Source organism: Rathayibacter sp. AC182, assembly GCF_979253875.1.
Genome location: NZ_CEEDEK010000001.1, coordinates 32,954 through 48,832, shown reverse-complemented (window position 1 = coordinate 48,832; position 15,879 = coordinate 32,954). Strand labels below are relative to the sequence as shown.

The following is a 15,879-nucleotide window of genomic DNA, read 5'->3' as shown; positions in this document are numbered from 1 at the left end:
CCGAGCGGCGCGGGCGGCAGCGCACCCGGCGTGAACCCCGCTCAGGCGGACGGCAGCTCGACCTTCACGGTGCTCCAGGCCCGTGCGCACCGCCTCCTTCGACGTCGGACCCCGCTCCGTAGCGCTCGGCCGCCGCGGCGACCGCTGAGGCCCGCGAACGTCGGAGTCGGCGGTGGCGGTGAGCACCCTCCGGTGAGGACGTCGTACCAGACCTGCCCGGCCCGTTCCCAAGCCGTCCCGCCGAGCGTGATCGCCGCCACCGCGAAGGCGCGGTTGGGGATCCCGGAGTTGATGTGGACGCCGCCGTTGTCGTCCTCGGTGTCGACGTAGTCGTCCATCGAGCCCGGCTGCGGGTCCTTCCCGAGCACGTCGTCGTCGTAGGCGGTGCCCGGTGCGATCATCGAGCGCAGCGCCGTGCCCTGGACCTCGTCGGTGAAGAGGCCCTCGCCGATCAGCCAGCTGGCCTCGTCGGCGCCCTGTCCGGCGCCGAACTGCTCGAGCAGCGCGCCGAAGACGTCCGAGATCGACTCGTTGAGCGCCCCCGACTGCCCCCGGTAGACGAGGTTCGCCGTGTACTCGGTCATCCCGTGCGCCAGCTCGTGGCCGATCACGCTGGGCGAGATCGTGAAGCGGCGGAACACCTGGCCGTCGCCGTCGCCGAAGACCATGCGGGAGCCGTCCCAGAAGGCGTTGTCGTAGTCGTCGCCGAAGTGCACGGTCGCTCCAGCGGCAGCCACGCGTCGTCGATGGAGTCGCGGCCGTAGGCCTCTCGCAGGAACGCCGACATCGCGCCGAGCCCGTCGTAGGCCTCGTCGACCGCGACGTCGCCGGTGGCCGGCTGCCCCTCCGTGCGCACGGTGACGCCGGGGAGCGTCTCGGTGGTCTGCGCGTCCGAGATCGTGCGCTGCAGGGCGGCGACGCGGTTGCGGTGGGGAGGGCGCGGCGGTGGCGGTGGGGGCGCCCCGACCGGGGGACGGCTCGCCCGGCCGGACCCGCCGGAACGGCACGTCCTGCTCGAGGAGCGGCTCGCGGCCCGCGCCGCCCGCGCGAAGGCGGGATCGTCGAGGCGGGCGATGCGGACGAGGAGGTACGGCGGCACGACGGTTCGTCTCATGCGCCGATCCTCGCACCCACCGCCGACACCGGCCCCGGGCTCGCCCGCGCGTCCCGGATGCGGTAGCGGCGATCCGCGCCGCCCCCGCGATAGCCTGGCGATCGACGAGCGGTTTCACCGATCCGGGGCCCGGCCCCGAGGACGACGAGGGCGGACATGGGCATCATCACGCGGGGCTTCTTCGGCAAGCGCACCGAGAATCCGGACATCCCGCCGGGGCAGTACCTCGAGACCGGCTTCCCCGCCTCTCGATCGGGCCGACCCCGAACATCCACGAGTGGAGCTTCTCGATCGACGCCGGGGCCGCGGGCGCGCGCAGCTGGTCGTGGGACGAGTTCCAGGCCCTGCCGCAGGAGGACGTCCACACCGACATCCACTGCGTGACGCGCTGGTCCGCTCGGCACCACCTGGCGGGGCGTGTCGGTCGACACCTTGCTCGACGGCATCGAGAGCGACGCCGGATACGTCATGGCGCAGAGCTTCGGCGGCTGACCACCAACCTTCCCCTCGCCGAGATCCGCGGCGGGAAGGCCTGGGTGGCGACGAGCTTCGAGGGCGCGCCGCTGGCTGCCGAGCACGGCGGCCCCGCGCGACTGCTCGTGCCGCACCTCTACTTCTGGAAGAGCGCGAGGCGGGTCAGGAGCCTGCGCCTGATGCCCGGCGACGAGCCCGGCTTCTGGGAGCAGAACGGCTACGCCAGCGCACGGCGACCCGTGGAAAGAGGAGCGCTACCGGTGAGGTGGCAGGAGTCGGTGGCGGAGGCGGTCGCGCCCTCACTCCGACCTCTCGCCTGATCACCCTGCGCGTCCCAGGCTGGCCGGGCCACCTCGCCGGGCAGCACCTCGACGTGCGCCTCACCGCGCCCGACGGCTACCAGGCGAGCAGGTCCTACTCGATCGGAGCCCCCGCCGACGGCGAGCGCGTCGAGCTGGCCGTCGAGCGGCTCGAGGACGGCGAGGTCTCGCCCTACCTGGTCGAGGGCCTCGAGGCGGGCGACAGCCCGCCTCGAGGTGCGCGGACCGATCGGCGGCTGGTTCGTCTGGCGTCCCGAGCAGACCGAGCCGGTGCAGCTGATCGCCGGCGGCAGCGGACTCGTGCCGCTGATGGCGATGGCGCGGGAGCACGGCCGCACGGGCAGCCTCATGCGCCCATGCTCGGCGGTGCTCCGTCCGCTCGCCCGTCTTCGCGTACTACCAGCGCGATCTGCAGGCGCTGGCCGAGCTGCCCGCCGAGCGGGGCGGAGTCGCGGTCGACACGGTCTACACGCGCGTCGCTCCGCCCGGTGCGATGCGGCCGGCCGGCAGGCGCCACTCCGGAGCTCCTCGCCGAGGCGGTGCTGCCGGCGTCGGCCCGGCCCACCGTTCACGTCTGCGGACCCACCGCATTCGTCGAGGTCGCCACCGCGCTCGTCGCCCAGGGCCACGCCCCCGAGCGCGTCCGCACCGAGCGCTTCGGCGGCCCCTGACGCTCGGCGCGACTGCGAGATGCCCCTCCAGTACGCGACACGCCGTGCGGGGCGTACCTGGAGAGGCATCGCGCGCGGAGCGCGCGAGCGGTGCCTACTCGAACGAGACGGTGCGGTTCTCGCCCACGTCCGGCTGTCCGCCCTTCGCCGCGGCGGCGAGCACCTTCAGCAAGGCCACGGGTCCGGGCTCGTCCGAGGCCCACAGCTCGACCGTCTCGGCCTCCGACGCGCAGGAGCGCGACGGTGGGGTCGTCCTTGCCCTCGGGGAACCAGCCCGCGACCTGCGGGCTCCAGAGCTCGTCGACCTTCGCCGCATCGTGCACGACGGTCGCCGATCCGGCCACCGAGAGGTAGCCCTTCTTCGATTCGAAGGCCACGTTCACGCTCGGGTTCGCGCGGATGTCGTCGACCTTGGGCGAGGGTCCTGGGGAAGCACCGAGGATGCCGTCGAAGTCGGTGTCCTGGGCGGCGAGGGGTCGGCTGACGAGCTGCCCGGTCGCGTTCACGGTGGTGAGCAGCCCGATCTTCGCGCTCTTCACGAGCTCGGCGATCTGGGCGACGTCGTCGGAGTTGGCAGGGGTGATGTCGGTGTCGGTCATGGGGGCGACGCTACGCGGCTGCCCGGGGGCCGCAAGGGGTGGCGAGCGCCGGGCGGGCGTGCCTACCGTTCAGGCATGGACACCACCACATGCACAGCCATCCTCGACAGCGGAGCCGAGCAGCAGAGCATCCGCCCGAGCTCGTCGACGGAGCACCCCAGCGCTCCTCACCCGCGTCGCCGACATCGACGGCGAGGAGGTCGAGGTCGTCTGGGAGCTCGAGGACGACGACGAGGGCTTCCACGTCTACCGTCCGACCCGGGTCGAGGCAGCGCGACGACGACAGCGGAGCCGTCTCGGACGAGAACCTCACCGACGGACGCGGCACCAGCGACTTCGCGGGGAGTGACCCCGTCCGCCGCGCTCCGGCTCCGGGGCGCGGCGGACGCCTCAGGCCGTCGGATGCAGCGCGTCGTAACCGCGGAACGCCGGCCGCGTCCGCAGCACCGCGGCGAGGATCGCGAGGATCGCGAGCCCTCCGGCCAGCGGCGGCAGCCAGAGCAGCGCCAGCGAGGCGAGGAGACCCGTGTAGAGGTCGCCCACCCGCGGTCCGCCGGTGACCACCACGATGAACACGCCCTGCAGCCGCCCGCGCATGTTGTCGGGCACCGCGGTCTGCAGCATGGTCTGCCGGAAGATCGAGCTGACGTTGTCGGCCGCTCCGGCGCCCGCCAGGGCGAGCGAGGCGAGGCCGATGAAGGCGAGGTTCGGCACCGAGAGTCGTGCCGCACCAGAGCGGCGGTCAGGAGCACCGCTCCGAACGCCGCGATGAACGCGCCGTAGACCCGGATCGACCGGCCGATGGCGAAGCCCTGCCGCCGGACGCCGGTGAGCCGGCCCGAGAAGACGCCGCTGAGCAGTGCTCCGACGGCGAAGGCCGCGGTGAGGACCTCGACCGTGACCGCGCCCCGCCCAGCAGGAGCGCCGCCGCGGCGGAAGACGACGCGCGGCTGCCCGAAGGTCATCGCGACGATGTCGACCAGGAACGACATCCGGATGTTCAGCGTCCCCGCGCAGGTCGCAGCCCGAACCGCAGCGACTCGAGTCCCGGCCGCTGCCGCTCGCCCTCGGGGACCAGCGCCGGCAGTCCCACGATGCCCAGGAACGCCGCGAGGAACAGGACGACGTCGATCGTGTAGGTGAGCGGGAAGCCGACGCCCGCCACCAGGACGGCCTGCGAGTGCCGGACCCACCGTGACCTCCACGCCGCCGGCGATCCCGCCCAGCGCGGCGGCCGCGAGGACCAGCTCCGGCGGAGCAGCCGCGGCGCGAGCGTCATCCTCGTGGCCCGATGACGACACGTCGCGACGGCGTTCAGCGCGGTCAGGACGTAGAGGGTCAGCGGGGTCTCGGCGCCCAGCCAGGCGAGCGCGGCGATCCCGGCCGTCGAGCCCCAGGCGACGAGGGCCGACAGGAGCAGCACGAGGCGGCGGTCGAACGCATCGGCAAGCATGCCGCCGTAGAGCCCCGCGATCACCGTCGGCACCAGCGCCACGACGCCGACCCGGATCGCGACGGCGAGGGTCGACCCCGGTGAGCTCGTAGATGTGGAGGCGACGGCGACGATCGCCATCTGCCCGCCGATGCCCGAGATCACGCTTGCCGGCCCACAGCCGGGCGAACGCGGGGACTCCCGGAGCGGCGAGACGTCGAGGACGTGGCCGCGCCGGGCGCGCGCGGGAGCTGGCTCCACCTGCTCCACTGTGCTCGGGGCGCGCTGCGGTGCGCTCGGGCGCGCGTTGCGGCCCGGCGGGGACGCGCGCGCGGACCCTCTAGGGTGGTGGGCATGACACGTCATCCGACGGCGCGCCCCGACGTCCGGCCGCCCCCGCGTCGCGAGCGGCCGGAGCAGACTCCCCGCGCCGCTCGGCCCGCACCGCCGCGCCGACCCGCACCGCCGCGCCGACCCGCACGGCGGCGCCGACGCGCGCCGCGTCCCGCCCGCGGACCCGCACCGCCGCCTCCCCGGCGTCCGGCGGGCGCGTCGCCGCACTGTGGCGCCGCTACGGAGCCGCCCTGTCGGGCATGGCGATCGCGGTCGTCACGGTGCCGATCTCGTTCTTCGTCTGGTACTCGATCTCCTGGGCGCCTACCCCGGCGACCGCGCGGTGAGCGATCTCGCCGTCGGCGTCCTCTACACCGCGCTGATCCACGCGCTCCTGCTGGTCGGGATCCTGCTCGGAGTGTCGTCGATCCGCGCCCGCCGCCGCGAGAAGCGCCCGCCGATCGCCGGCTGGATCGCGGTGGTGCTGAACCTGCTCGTCCTCGTCTACTGGGAGCTGCTCGTCTCGCCGTGGCTCGTCGTCCTCTGGAACCGGGCCGTCCGAGCCTGAGCCCCTGCCCCGAGACGGGCTCCGCTCTGTAAGCTCGTCCGGTTGCCGTTCGGACGGCCGCGGATCAAGAGAGCCCACGCATCAGGCGCCGGGCACCGCGCAACGAGAGAGAGGGGATCCACCTATGGCACTCGAAGCAGATGTCAAGAAGGCGATCATCGAAGAGTACGCGACCCACCCCGGTGACACTCGGGTCCCCCGAGGTCCAGGTGGCCGTCCTGACCCGCCGGATCAAGGACCTCACCGAGCACCTCAAGGAGCACAAGCACGACCACCACTCGCGTCGTGGCCTGCTGCTGCTCGTGGGTCAGCGTCGCCGACTCCTCGGCTACCTGTCGGACGTGGACATCAACCGCTACCGCGCGCTGATCGAGCGTCTCGGCCTCCGCCGCTAGTTCCTCCGGGAGCGAGCGCGGGGTCTCGATGACACCGCGAACTTCTTGCCGAACGGGCCGTCCTCCTCGCGGAGGGCGGCCCGTTCCGCGTTCCCGGGGAGCTTCGTCCAGGTCCGGACCGGGCGCTCGACCCCGCCCTCAGCTCCACCCGCGCCGGCCGACTCGAACCAGTCCTCGGCGGTGCGGGAGCGAGCTCGCTCGCCCCCCGCCCGGCGGAGGATCCCCAGCTCGACGAGCGGCGGCAGCCGCCAGCCGTCGGCGGCGGCGCGCGACGACGCCGCCCGCCACGCGTGCGCGCAGCCGGCCGTCGACGCCGCGCGATCGAGTGTCCTCCGGCTCGGTGAGCGACCAGCCCTCGGCGCCTCCGCCGAGAGCGGAGTGCGCAGGTGAGCGCGGCCGAGCGGACGAGGGAGCGCGGTGCCCTCGGCGGCAGGGTCGCCTCCGCGGCGTCCTGCGCCTCGACGATCGCCGTCAGGCGAGGTGCAGCCGCGTCGCCCTCGCGGTCAGGGCGCGGCCGGAGCGTGCGCGGGCCCGGGAGACCGACACGGACGCTCCCGGCGCGACGAGCAGACTCGTCCTGAGCGGGCGGCGTGCAGGAGCGCGCAGCCAGCCTCGCTCACCCTCCCGCCCGGCTGACGACACCGCGGACGGAGGCGTCCCCGAGGACCCAGACGACGGCGTGCGCGTCGTGGATCGTCAGGATCCGGTGGTCCCGGTCGGAGCAGGCGAGCAGTCGTCCCGGATCGGGATCGCCGAGACCGGGGAGGGGCGAGCAGCTCCCTGCGCGTCCGCGCACGCCGCGAGTGCCGCGCCCGCCGAGGCGGGCAGGTCGGCGAGAGGCGCGAGCGAGCCCAGCGCCAGGACCAGCACGGCCGAGGCGGCGGCGGCCGCTGCGGCGACGCCCAGGAGCCGGGGGCGCCCGAGCCGCGCGGAGATCTCGCGTGCCCGACGCGGTCGCGGGGTGCTGCGTCGCACCATCCGGGACTCCCTCTCGTCGGGATCGTAACCCCGGGCCGCGGCGCCGACCAGGCCTTATCGGGAGCAGGAGCGGGACGGATCGGAATTCCTCGAACAAATTCCCGGCTGCGTGCATCCGTCGACGGCCTCCGTCCGGAAGTAGTCCGTGAAGGCCCTTCTCGAGCACCCACCGACCCCTCACCGGGTCCCATCGTGAAAGAGGAACACCGTGAACACCACCCGCTTCTCCCGTCGTCTCCTGACCGGCGCCTGCGTCGGCACCTGGCCGTCGTCGGCTCGCCGCCGCACCGGCGAACGCCGCGGACGCCGACTCGGCCGACCTGTACGTCCTCCACGCGGTCCCCGACACCCCGGTCGACGTGTACGTCAACGGAGCACTGACGCTCGACGACTTCACCCCCGGCACCCTCGCGGGCCCGCTGGACCTGCCGACCGGCACCTACACCGTGGCGATCACGGCCGCGGACGCGGCCGACGCGAGCGCCCCGGTCATCGGCCTGGTCGACCTCGCCCTGGAGGCGGGCAAGAGCTACACCGTCGCCGCGCACCTGAAGACCGACAACACCCCCACCGCGACGCTGTTCCCGAACGACATCTCCGCGACCGCCGCGGGTGAGGGCCGGCTCACCGTCCGTCACATCGCCGCCGCTCCGGCCGTCGACATCCTGGCCGGCGGCTCGCCCGTCCTGACCAACGTCACCAACCCGAACGAGGGCATCCTGAACCTCGCTCCGGCGACGATCTCGACCGTCGTCGCGGCGACCGGAACGACCGCCCCGGTCATCGGCCCGGCCGACGTCCAGGTCCAGGAGGGCGCGAACACGATCGTCTACGCCTGGGGCAGCCTCGACAAGGGCAACCTCGCCTCGCGACGCAGACCATCGACGGCCTGCACTCGACCCCGTCCGGCGTCCCCGCCGGCGAGGCCGGACTCGCCGCCGACAACCGCACCGACGCCGCCGCGGGATGGTGGGCGCTGCCGCCCTCGCCGCTCTCGGTCTCGCCGGAGCGACCCTGATCGGCCGTCGCAAGGCCGCCGCGGGACGCCGACCCGCGGCACGAACCACCGGTCCGGACGCGCTGGGACGCGTCCGGACCGGTCCGCCCGATCTCGACACTGGAGGACGTCGCGAGCCGGAGCCCCTTCCGTCTGCGCGTCCTCGTCGCGACCGGGTCGATCGCGGTCGGCGCGGGCCTCGCCGGATGCTCGGCACAGGCGGCCGGGTCGTGCCCGCCCCTGACGCGAGCGTCTCGTCGGAACAGCCCTCGTCCGCGCCGACCGCGCGATCCCCTCCTCGTCACCTCCCGCTGTGCCCTCCGTGCCCCTCGCGGATGCGAGCCTCGGTGCCACCCTCGCTCCCGCGGTCGTCGCGCCGACCAGGCTCGTCGTCGACGGGCTGCCGGTCGACATGCCCCTCGAGCCCGTCGGAGTCGCCGACGACGGCACCATGGAGCTCGTCCCCGACACCGATGTCGCCGGCTGGTACCGCTTCGGCGCCGGTCTCGACGAGCCCGACGGCACGATCGTCGTCGCCGCGCACGTCGACTCGCTCACCTACGGGCTCGGCCCGTTCGCCGAGCTGAAGAAGGCGCAGCCGGGTCAGACCGTCCGCCTCACGGGCGAGGACGGCGTCGAGCGCTCCTTCACCGTCTCGACGGTCGAGACCACCGAGAAGAGCTCGGTCGACCTCTCCGCCGTCTTCACCCGCGACGGCGCGACCCGCCTGGTGCTCATCACCTGCGGTGGCGACTTCGACTACGACACGCGCCACTACCTCAGCAACGTCGCTCGTCACGGCGGTGCCGTCACCGTGACTCCGCGACCGCGACCGCCCCGCGTACGACAGCGCGCAGCGACCGCCGCAGCGCAGCCTCGCCGCTCGGGCACCGCGCCGTCCTCACCTGGTGGAGTATCGAACTGTCCGACGCCCTTCCCAGCGAGCCCCTCGACGGGGCCGAGGACGAGCGCGCCGTCGTGCACCGTCTCGGGCTCCGCTTCTCGGCGGGCGACGAGTCGGCGCTCTCCGAGGCCTACGCGCGCTGGTCGCCCCTGCTGTTCACCCTGGCCCTTCGCTCGCTGGGCGATCGCGGAGACGCCGAGGACGTCGTGCAGCGCGTCTTCGTCTCGGCCTGGACCGGCCGGCAGAACTTCGATCCCGGCCGAGCCGCCCTCGGCGCCTGGCTGGTCGGCATCTCGCGCAACCGCATCGCCGACGCCCACGAGAACGCTCGAGGGAGCGCCGTCTCACCCAGGCCCTCGTCGCGGTCGCTCCGATCGAGGAGGGGCGACCCCGGTCGATCTGGAGGCCAAGGTCCTGGTCGCGGACGAGCTCGCGCGGCTGGACCCGGTCCCGCGCCGGGCCGCGAGCCTCGCCTTCTACGACGATCCGACCCACGCCGAGATCGCGGAGCGCACCGGGCTCCCGCTCGGCACCGTCAAGAGCCACATCCGCCGCAGCCTCGACAGACTCCGCACCCGATTGAGGTGAGCACCCCGTGACCCACCTGGATCCCGACGAGATCGCCCTGCTCGCCTCGGCGAGGAGTCGACCGACGGCGCCGACGCTCACCTCGCCGAGTGCCCTCGACTGCGCCCGGCAGCTCGTTGAGCCCGGGCACGTCGCCGAGCTGGGCCGCGACACCCGTGCGCTCGAGCCTCGAGTCGCCGTCGGCCGCGGTGTGGACCCGCATCCGCGACGAGCTCGGCCTGGAGGAGTCCGTGCGGCGCCGGTGGCGGCCCGGTCGCCGACGCGGAGTCCGCGCCCGGCTCGGCGCGTCCGGCTCCTCTGCGGCCCACTCGTCCGCGTCCGGCCCGACCGCGTCCGACTCGACCGCGCGGCACCGTCCCGAGCGCCGCCGCCGACGCCGCACGAGCCGCCTCGTCCTCCACCGGCCGTCGCCGCCTGCGCGGCACTCGTGGTCGGCGTCGCGGGCGGTGCGTGCAGGCGTCGCGGACCGGCGCTGATGCCGTCGTGCTGGCGAGCGCCGAGCTCGAGGCCTTCCCGGCCTGGCAGGGAGCGACGGGCACCGCCGAGCTCGAGGACGTCGACGGCGGTCGCGAGCTCGCTCGTGCATCTCGACACCGACGGCTCCGGCGACGGCTACCGCGAGGTCCGGGCTCCTCGCGGCCGACGTCGGCACTCGTGCCCCTGGGGGCGCTTCGACGGCACCGAGGGGGCGCTTGCCGCGTCCCGGCCGATCTCGACCTCGCGCAGTACCCGCTCGTCGACGTCTCCGAGGAGCCGCTCGACGGCGATCCGGCGCACTCGGGCGACTCGATCGTCCGCGGCCCGCTGCTCGAGGCCAGGGCGGGTTCAGCACGCCCGAGCGTCCCGGCGCTCCCGGAGAGCGCGGTGAGCGCCTGGACCGCCGCGGACCGGCTGCGCCGCCGTGCAGACCGAGCCCCCACTCGAGCCCCGGCCAGTCGAGGTCGATCGCGGTGACGCCCGCGAGTGGAGCCACTTCGACGCGCGGCACACCGCCACCCCCAGACCCGCCTGCACGAAGCGCGGGATCCCGGCAGGTCGGCCACCTCGGTCGCCACCCGCCGGGGCACGCCCTCGGCCAGGAAGGCCCGGTCCACGCTCACCCGGTTGCCGAAGCCGCCGGGAGTGTCGACGAAGGTCTCGCCCGTCAGGTCCGCCGGCACAGGTGCCGCCGCCTCGGCGAGCGGATGCCCGTCGGCGACCAGCAGACGTAGCCGCTGCGCACGAGCGGAGTCGCCGCGAGATCCGCGAGCCCGCCGCTCGGCGGCGCGAGCAGGGCCGCGTCCAGCCGCCCGCGGCGGCAGGTCCTCGGCGAGCCCGGTGGATCCGGTGGCGAGGTCCTCAGCAGCAGATCGACGAGCGGATGCCGTCGCCGGTACGCCCCGAGCGCCCCGGGCAGGTCGACGAGGTCCATCCCCGAGAAGGTCCCCACCCGGACGCGGCCGCAGTCCCGCCGCGTCCTCGGCGGCGAGCGGCATCCGGTCGAGGCCGTCGATCGCCCTCCGCGCCTCGGGGAGCAGCGCCTCGCCCACCGCGGTCAGCGCGACCCGGCGCGTCGAGCGCTCGAACAGCGCCGAGCCGAGCTCGAGCCCGAGCGCGCGCGGATGCTGGCCGAGAGCGTCGACTGCACCACGAACAGCCGTGCAGCGGCCCGGGTGAAGTGGAGCTCCTCGGCGACCGCGACGAAGGCGGCGAGCTGACGATCGTCCATGCGCACATTATGCGTCGAAACCGATCAATCGGACCGAGATCCTCCGTTGGACACGCACAGTGCCCGGGAGGACTCTGATCACGTGACCGCATCGGACCTCACCACCCGCCCCACCGCCCCGCCCGCTCCCGCCGCCCCGAGCTCCCGCATCGGCACGGCTTCTGGTGATCGCCGTCGCCTTCCTGACCCGTCATGGCGTTCTCGACGGTCCCCACTCCGCTCTACGCGATCTACCAGGAGCGCGACGGCTTCCCCGCCGTCGTCGTGACGGTCGTCTTCGCCGCCGCCTACGCGTGTCGGAGTCGTCGCCAGCCTCTTCCTCGCGGGCCACGTCAGCGACTGGCTCGGACGGCGCCGCATCCTGCTCGCGTCGATCCTCGTGGAGGTGCTCGCCGCCGTCGTGTTCCTGCTCTGGCCGGAGGTGCCCGGGCTGCTCGTCGCACGCCTGCTGACCGGCTCGGAGTCGGCGCCCTCACGGCGACCGCGACCGCGCACCTGTCCGAGCTGCGCGCGGTGGCGCGTCCCGACGAGGGCCCGGGAACCTCGCGCGCCGTCTCGACCCTCGTCAACATGGGCGGACTCGCGCTCGGCCCGCTCGTCGGCGGGATCCTCGCCGTGACGGTCGACCGGCCGCTTCGTCGTGCCCTACGAGGTCTTCCTCGTGCTGCTCGTCGTGCTGGGCGTCGCAGTGGCGCTGGTGCCGGAGACCGTCGAGCGCCGGGAGATCCTGCCCGCCTACCGCCCGCAGCGGCTCGCCGTCCCCGCCGAGTCGCGCGGCGCCTTCCTCTCGGCCGCGGTCGGCGCGCCCGCGGGCTTCGCTGCCCGGCCTCTTCACTCGTCGCCCTGACCTTCCTCGCCGTCCGCTTCGGCGAGACGTCGCACCTGCTCGCCGGCGCGGTGTCGTTCGGGGTCTTCGCGCAGGAGCGTGGCGCAGCTGGTGTCGGCACGGCTGCCCGCCCGCCCGGCGCTGCTGCTCTCGGCGGCCGCTCAACCGCCGGCTCGGCTCCTGGCGCAACAGGTCGCGGTCGCGGCCGCCGCCGCCGTCGCGCCCTTCGTGGCCGGGGGAGTGCTCCGCCGGCGCCGGAGTCGGGCTCCTCTTCACGCCTGTCCCTCGCGGGTCGCGGGCTCCTCGCCCTCGACGCCGCGCGCGGCGAGGTGCTGGCAGGCATGTTCCTCGCGGCGTACCTCGGTCTCGCGGTGCCGGTCCTCGCGATCGGCGCCGCGCTGGCGTTCCTGCCCGCCGTCCCCGTCCTCCCCTCGCCTTCGTCGCCGTGGTGCTGGTGCTGGGTGCTCGCCGCGGTGATCGGCCGGATGCTCCGCTCCCGAGCCTGATCCGCACCTCGCGCAGGCCTGCCTGGCGGTCACAATGGGGGCATGAAGCTCTTCTCCTTCGGCCGCGACCGACGACCAGAACCCCCTGCCCGCGAACGACCGGCGGATCGGGGAGCTCGACGATCTACGACTACGACCTCCTGCCCAAGTCCCGCCGCGGTGGACACGCTGCTCACCCCTCGCCGACAGCACGCCGCACCAGGAGGAGCTCGCCCGGGTGCTCGCGCTCGGCGAGTGACGAGATCACGGCGGTCATCCCGCGCCGCACCCTCCGAGGAGGAGCAGCGCGGACGCGTCCTATGCCGGCTTCCTGCCGGCTCGCGAACCACCGGCTTCCTCCGACCTCGTCGGCTTCGCAGCCGCGTGCGCGGCCTCCGAGAACGCCGTCGACGCGGCACTCGCGCGACCACGTCGGAGGCGGGGAGGCGGCCTCGCGTGCCCGCTCGGATCGTGACGGTCAAGGGCGCGCTCCGGCGTGCGCCGGATGCACGAGACCCGCGGCTGACCGGCACCCCCGGCACCGCGCGGCACCCCGCTTCCTGGCCCTGGAGCACCTCGCCCTGATGGGCATGAACCTGGTACCTGAACGTCGCGGCCGCCGGCCGTCACCGGGTTCGAACCACGAGCAGGCCGGTGCGGAAGCTGGTCCTCGGTGGTGGAGTCCCGGTTCACAGGTGCGGCGTCGTCGCACAGGAGGCGACCCGGATGCTCACCGGTGGCCAGCACGAACGCCGGCTCCACACGACGGCACGGCGGCGACGCCCTGCCGTGGGAATCGCCCCGATTCCTGACCGGAACTCTGCTCCGACGAACGCCGGTGCCCAGAACGCAGCGCCGCCGCATACGTTGAAGGAGACAGAACCCGCAGGCGTCCTGAAATCACATTCGCCGAAGCCGTTCTCGACAACGGCTCTGTACGGCACCCGCACCGTCCGCTTCGAGACCGGCCGCCTCGCGCAGCAGGCTCAGGGAGCGGTCGCCGCGCACCTCGACGACGACACGAGGGCGATCCTCGGCCACGTCGGCGTCGAAGAACCCGGGAAGGACAACCTCGACTTCTTCCCGCTGACCGTCGACGTCGAGGAAGCGCTCCTACGCCGCCGGCAAGATCCTCGGCTCGTTCTTCCGCCGCGAGGGCCGCCCCTCCACAGAGGCGATCCTGGTTCGCCGTCTGATCGACCGGCCGCTGCGCCCCTCGTTCGTCGAGGGCCTGCGCAACGAGGTCCAGATCGTCACCTACGGTCCTGAGCATCGCTCCCGACGAGTTCTACGACGCGCCTCGCGATCAACGCCGCGAGCGCCTCGACCCAGAGATCTCGGGATCTGCCCTTCTCGGGCCCCACCGCCGGTGTGCGCCTCGCGCTTCAAGGCGTCGGACGGCTCGGGCAACGACCAGTGGATCGCGTTCCCCAAGCGCCTCGCAGCTCGGAGACCGCCGTCTTCGACCTCACCGTCGCGGGCCGCGTCGCCACCAACGACGGACGGCCTCGGACGTCGCCATCATGATGGTCGAGGCCGAGGTGACCGAGGGCTCCTGGAACCTCAACAAGGCGGGCGCCACCGAGCCCGACGAGGTCCGGCCGTGGCTCAGGGCCTCGAGGCCTCCAAGCCCTTCATCCGCGCGCTCGTCGAGGCGCAGGCGAAGATGGCCGCGAACACCGCGAAGCCCGTGAAGGACTACCCGGTGTTCCTGCCCTACGCGCAGGAGACCTACGACAACGTCGCCGAGCTCAGCTACGACGAGCTCGTCCGCATCTACTCGATCGCCGACAAGACCGAGCGCCAGGACGCCGACGACGTCCTCAAGGCGAAGGTCAAGGAGCAGATCGCCGAGCGCATCGCGTCCGGTCAGCTCTCGGCCGAGGCCTACGGACAGGTCTCCGCCGCCTACAAGGGCGTCACGAAGGTCGTCGTCCGCGGACGCATCCTCCGCGACGGCGTCCGCATCGACGGTCGCGGCCTGGCCGGACATCCGTCCGCTCGACGCCGAGGTGCAGGTCATCCCGCGCGTCCACGGCTCGGCGATCTTCCAGCGCGGCGAGACCCAGATCATGGGCGTCACCACGCTGAACATGCTCAAGATGGAGCAGCAGATCGACTCGCTGTCGCCCGTCACCAAGAAGCGCTACCTGCACCACTACAACTTCCCGGCCCTACTCGACCGGTGAGACCGGTCGCGTCGGGTCGCCGGAAGCGTCGCGAGATCGTGCACGGCTTCCTCGCCGAGCGCGCCCTCGTGCCGGTGCTGCCTCGCGCGAGGAGTTCCCCTACGCGATCCGCCAGGTGTCCGAGGCTCTCGGCTCCAACGGCTCGACGTCGATGGGCTCCGTCCGCGCCTCGACCCTGTCGCTCCTCAACGCCGGTAGCCGCTGCGCGCCCCGGTCGCGGGCATCGCGATGGGCCTCGTGTCCGACGTCGTCGACGGTCAGACCCGCTACGCGGCGCTGACCGACATCCTGGGCGCCGAGGACGCGCTCGGCGACATGGACTTCAAGGTCGCCGGCACCGCCGAGTTCGTCACCGCGATCCAGCTCGACACGAAGCTCGACGGCATCCTGTCGTCGGTCCTCGACGCCGCGCTCAAGCAGGCCAAGGACGCGCGCAGCACGATCCTCGCCGTGCTCACGGCCGCGATCGACCAGCCCGACGAGATGGCCCCGACCGCGCCCTGCGTGATCTCGGTGCAGATCCCCGTCGACAAGATCGGCGAGCTGATCGGCCCCAAGGGCAAGACGATCAACGCGATCCAGGACGAGACCGGCGCCGGACATCTCCATCGAGGAGGACGGCACCGTCTACATCGGCGCCGTCGACGGACCGTCGGCCGAGGCCGCCCGTGCCCAGGTCAACGCGATCGCGAACCCGACGAACCCCGAGGTCGGCGAGCAGTTCCTCGAACCGCCGCCAAGCTCGCCACGTGTCGGCGCGTTCGTCTCGCTGCTGCCCGGCAAGGACGGACTGCTGCACATCAGCGAGGTGCGCAAGCTCGCCGGCGGCGGCGTCGAGAACGTCGAGGACGTCCTCGGAGTCGGCCAGAAGCTGCTCGTGCAGATCACCAAGATCGACGATCGCGGCAAGCTGTCCCTCGCGCCCGTCGTGGCCGAGGAGGCCGACGCCGAGGCGCCGGTCGAGGCTCCCGTCGAGAGCTGATCCTCCCGCACGTCGTGACGCCCGTCCCACTCCGGTGGGGCGGGCGTCCGTCGTTCCCGGGCCGATGAGGTAGCGTGGCGGAACCGCGCCGTCGCACCGCCCCGACCGGAGGAACACCGTGACCGACCCGACGCCCCTGGCCCTCGAGCCGGAGACGCTCTCCCGGGCACCACCGCACCCTCGGTTTCACCTCGGCCTCCCCGTGCACCCGCTCGCCCTCGACGGCTCCGCCCTCGGCTGGGCCGCCGGGATCGACGACACCACCGAGGCGCTCGACGCTGCGCCGCGCTCGGCGGCACGCTGACCTCGACCGCCG

18 protein-coding genes and 6 pseudogenes are annotated in these 15,879 nt (G+C 73.5%); 16 read left to right on the top strand and 8 right to left on the bottom strand.

Features of this window, described 5'->3' with window-relative positions:
- Window positions 1-41 precede the first annotated feature (41 nt).
- Window positions 42-716 (bottom strand): M4 family metallopeptidase, encoded by a 675-nt coding sequence (locus AC0CII_RS00290; RefSeq protein ID WP_465228405.1) that lies wholly within the window; start codon window positions 714-716, stop codon window positions 42-44.
- Window positions 608-1,114, bottom strand: coding sequence for a hypothetical protein (locus tag AC0CII_RS00285; RefSeq protein WP_465228415.1), 507 nt, complete (start codon window positions 1,112-1,114; stop codon window positions 608-610). Before AC0CII_RS00285 ends, AC0CII_RS00290 begins: the two co-directional genes overlap by 109 nt.
- Before the next feature lie 156 nt (window positions 1,115-1,270).
- On the opposite strand from AC0CII_RS00285, the gene AC0CII_RS00280 reads away from it, so the two are divergent.
- Genes AC0CII_RS00280 through AC0CII_RS00270 form a run of 3 tightly spaced genes read left to right on the top strand, consistent with a single transcriptional unit; the run spans window position 1,271 to window position 2,579 of the window.
- A complete protein-coding gene (locus AC0CII_RS00280) occupies window positions 1,271-1,498 on the top strand; it encodes a hypothetical protein (RefSeq protein WP_465228414.1) in 228 nt (75 codons plus the stop codon).
- On the top strand, window positions 1,405-1,908 hold the full coding sequence (locus tag AC0CII_RS00275) for a molybdopterin-dependent oxidoreductase (protein WP_465228404.1): 504 nt from the start codon (window positions 1,405-1,407) through the stop codon (window positions 1,906-1,908). Before AC0CII_RS00280 ends, AC0CII_RS00275 begins: the two co-directional genes overlap by 94 nt.
- Window positions 1,854-2,579: an FAD-binding oxidoreductase gene (locus tag AC0CII_RS00270; RefSeq protein WP_465228344.1), complete on the top strand. Its 726-nt coding sequence runs from the start codon at window positions 1,854-1,856 to the stop codon at window positions 2,577-2,579. Before AC0CII_RS00275 ends, AC0CII_RS00270 begins: the two co-directional genes overlap by 55 nt.
- Here AC0CII_RS00270 and AC0CII_RS00265 read toward each other — a convergent pair.
- A complete protein-coding gene (locus AC0CII_RS00265; protein WP_465228343.1) occupies window positions 2,477-3,178 on the bottom strand; it encodes a pyridoxamine 5'-phosphate oxidase family protein in 702 nt (233 codons plus the stop codon). The genes AC0CII_RS00270 and AC0CII_RS00265 overlap by 103 nt on opposite strands.
- A gap of 58 nt (window positions 3,179-3,236) precedes the next feature.
- Between AC0CII_RS00265 and AC0CII_RS00260 the strand changes: the two genes are divergently transcribed.
- A complete protein-coding gene (locus AC0CII_RS00260) occupies window positions 3,237-3,527 on the top strand; it encodes a hypothetical protein (RefSeq protein WP_465228342.1) in 291 nt (96 codons plus the stop codon).
- 41 nt (window positions 3,528-3,568) lie between these two features.
- On the opposite strand, the gene AC0CII_RS00255 is transcribed toward AC0CII_RS00260, so the two are convergent.
- Window positions 3,569-3,892, bottom strand: coding sequence for a hypothetical protein (locus AC0CII_RS00255; RefSeq protein ID WP_465228341.1), 324 nt, complete (start codon window positions 3,890-3,892; stop codon window positions 3,569-3,571).
- A 286-nt stretch (window positions 3,893-4,178) separates the two neighbouring features.
- Entirely contained in the window at window positions 4,179-4,871 is a 693-nt protein-coding gene (locus tag AC0CII_RS00250) for an MFS transporter (RefSeq protein WP_465228340.1), read from the bottom strand.
- A 415-nt stretch (window positions 4,872-5,286) separates the two neighbouring features.
- Between AC0CII_RS00250 and AC0CII_RS00245 the strand changes: the two genes are divergently transcribed.
- Window positions 5,287-5,511: a hypothetical protein gene (locus tag AC0CII_RS00245; protein ID WP_465228339.1), complete on the top strand. Its 225-nt coding sequence runs from the start codon at window positions 5,287-5,289 to the stop codon at window positions 5,509-5,511.
- A 124-nt stretch (window positions 5,512-5,635) separates the two neighbouring features.
- Window positions 5,636-5,906 (top strand): annotated as a pseudogene (gene rpsO / locus AC0CII_RS00240) (30S ribosomal protein S15).
- 696 nt (window positions 5,907-6,602) lie between these two features.
- On the opposite strand, the gene AC0CII_RS00235 reads toward rpsO, so the two are convergent.
- Window positions 6,603-6,884, bottom strand: coding sequence for a hypothetical protein (locus tag AC0CII_RS00235; protein ID WP_465228338.1), 282 nt, complete (start codon window positions 6,882-6,884; stop codon window positions 6,603-6,605).
- Between the two features lie 275 nt (window positions 6,885-7,159).
- Here AC0CII_RS00235 and AC0CII_RS00230 point away from each other — a divergent pair.
- From AC0CII_RS00230 to AC0CII_RS00205, 6 genes and pseudogenes are all read left to right on the top strand, one after another.
- Window positions 7,160-7,934, top strand: a pseudogene (locus AC0CII_RS00230) (DUF4397 domain-containing protein); the annotation flags it as partial.
- Between the two features lie 359 nt (window positions 7,935-8,293).
- Window positions 8,294-8,641: pseudogene (locus AC0CII_RS00225) on the top strand (class F sortase); the annotation flags it as partial.
- 218 nt (window positions 8,642-8,859) lie between these two features.
- Window positions 8,860-9,051, top strand: a pseudogene (locus tag AC0CII_RS00220) (RNA polymerase sigma factor); the annotation flags it as partial.
- On the top strand, window positions 8,969-9,373 hold the full coding sequence (locus AC0CII_RS00215; protein WP_465228403.1) for a sigma factor-like helix-turn-helix DNA-binding protein: 405 nt from the start codon (window positions 8,969-8,971) through the stop codon (window positions 9,371-9,373). The pseudogene AC0CII_RS00220 and the gene AC0CII_RS00215, both read left to right, overlap by 83 nt.
- 155 nt (window positions 9,374-9,528) lie before the next feature.
- Complete coding sequence (locus AC0CII_RS00210; RefSeq protein WP_465228413.1) at window positions 9,529-9,849, top strand: hypothetical protein; 321 nt, start codon at window positions 9,529-9,531, stop codon at window positions 9,847-9,849.
- Complete coding sequence (locus tag AC0CII_RS00205) at window positions 9,824-10,327, top strand: hypothetical protein (protein ID WP_465228412.1); 504 nt, start codon at window positions 9,824-9,826, stop codon at window positions 10,325-10,327. The genes AC0CII_RS00210 and AC0CII_RS00205 overlap by 26 nt, the downstream gene beginning before the upstream one ends.
- Here AC0CII_RS00205 and AC0CII_RS00200 read toward each other — a convergent pair.
- Together AC0CII_RS00200 and AC0CII_RS00195 are read right to left on the bottom strand one after the other, a co-directional pair.
- Window positions 10,294-10,784: pseudogene (locus AC0CII_RS00200) on the bottom strand (LysR substrate-binding domain-containing protein); the annotation flags it as partial. The gene AC0CII_RS00205 and the pseudogene AC0CII_RS00200 sit on opposite strands and share 34 nt — an antisense overlap.
- Before the next feature lie 123 nt (window positions 10,785-10,907).
- The gene (locus AC0CII_RS00195) at window positions 10,908-11,081 is read right to left on the bottom strand and encodes a LysR family transcriptional regulator (RefSeq protein WP_465228337.1); all 174 of its coding nucleotides are present in this window, start codon (window positions 11,079-11,081) and stop codon (window positions 10,908-10,910) included.
- A gap of 192 nt (window positions 11,082-11,273) precedes the next feature.
- Between AC0CII_RS00195 and AC0CII_RS00190 the strand changes: the two genes are divergently transcribed.
- The 4 genes and pseudogenes from AC0CII_RS00190 to AC0CII_RS00175 all read left to right on the top strand — a co-directional run bounded on the left by AC0CII_RS00190 (window position 11,274) and on the right by AC0CII_RS00175 (window position 15,867).
- Complete coding sequence (locus AC0CII_RS00190) at window positions 11,274-12,413, top strand: MFS transporter (RefSeq protein ID WP_465228336.1); 1,140 nt, start codon at window positions 11,274-11,276, stop codon at window positions 12,411-12,413.
- 42 nt (window positions 12,414-12,455) lie between these two features.
- Window positions 12,456-12,977 (top strand): hypothetical protein, encoded by a 522-nt coding sequence (locus AC0CII_RS00185; protein WP_465228335.1) that lies wholly within the window; start codon window positions 12,456-12,458, stop codon window positions 12,975-12,977.
- A 314-nt stretch (window positions 12,978-13,291) separates the two neighbouring features.
- Window positions 13,292-15,563, top strand: a pseudogene (locus AC0CII_RS00180) (polyribonucleotide nucleotidyltransferase).
- A gap of 118 nt (window positions 15,564-15,681) precedes the next feature.
- Entirely contained in the window at window positions 15,682-15,867 is a 186-nt protein-coding gene (locus AC0CII_RS00175; RefSeq protein ID WP_465228334.1) for a hypothetical protein, read from the top strand.
- Window positions 15,868-15,879: the final 12 nt, after the last annotated feature.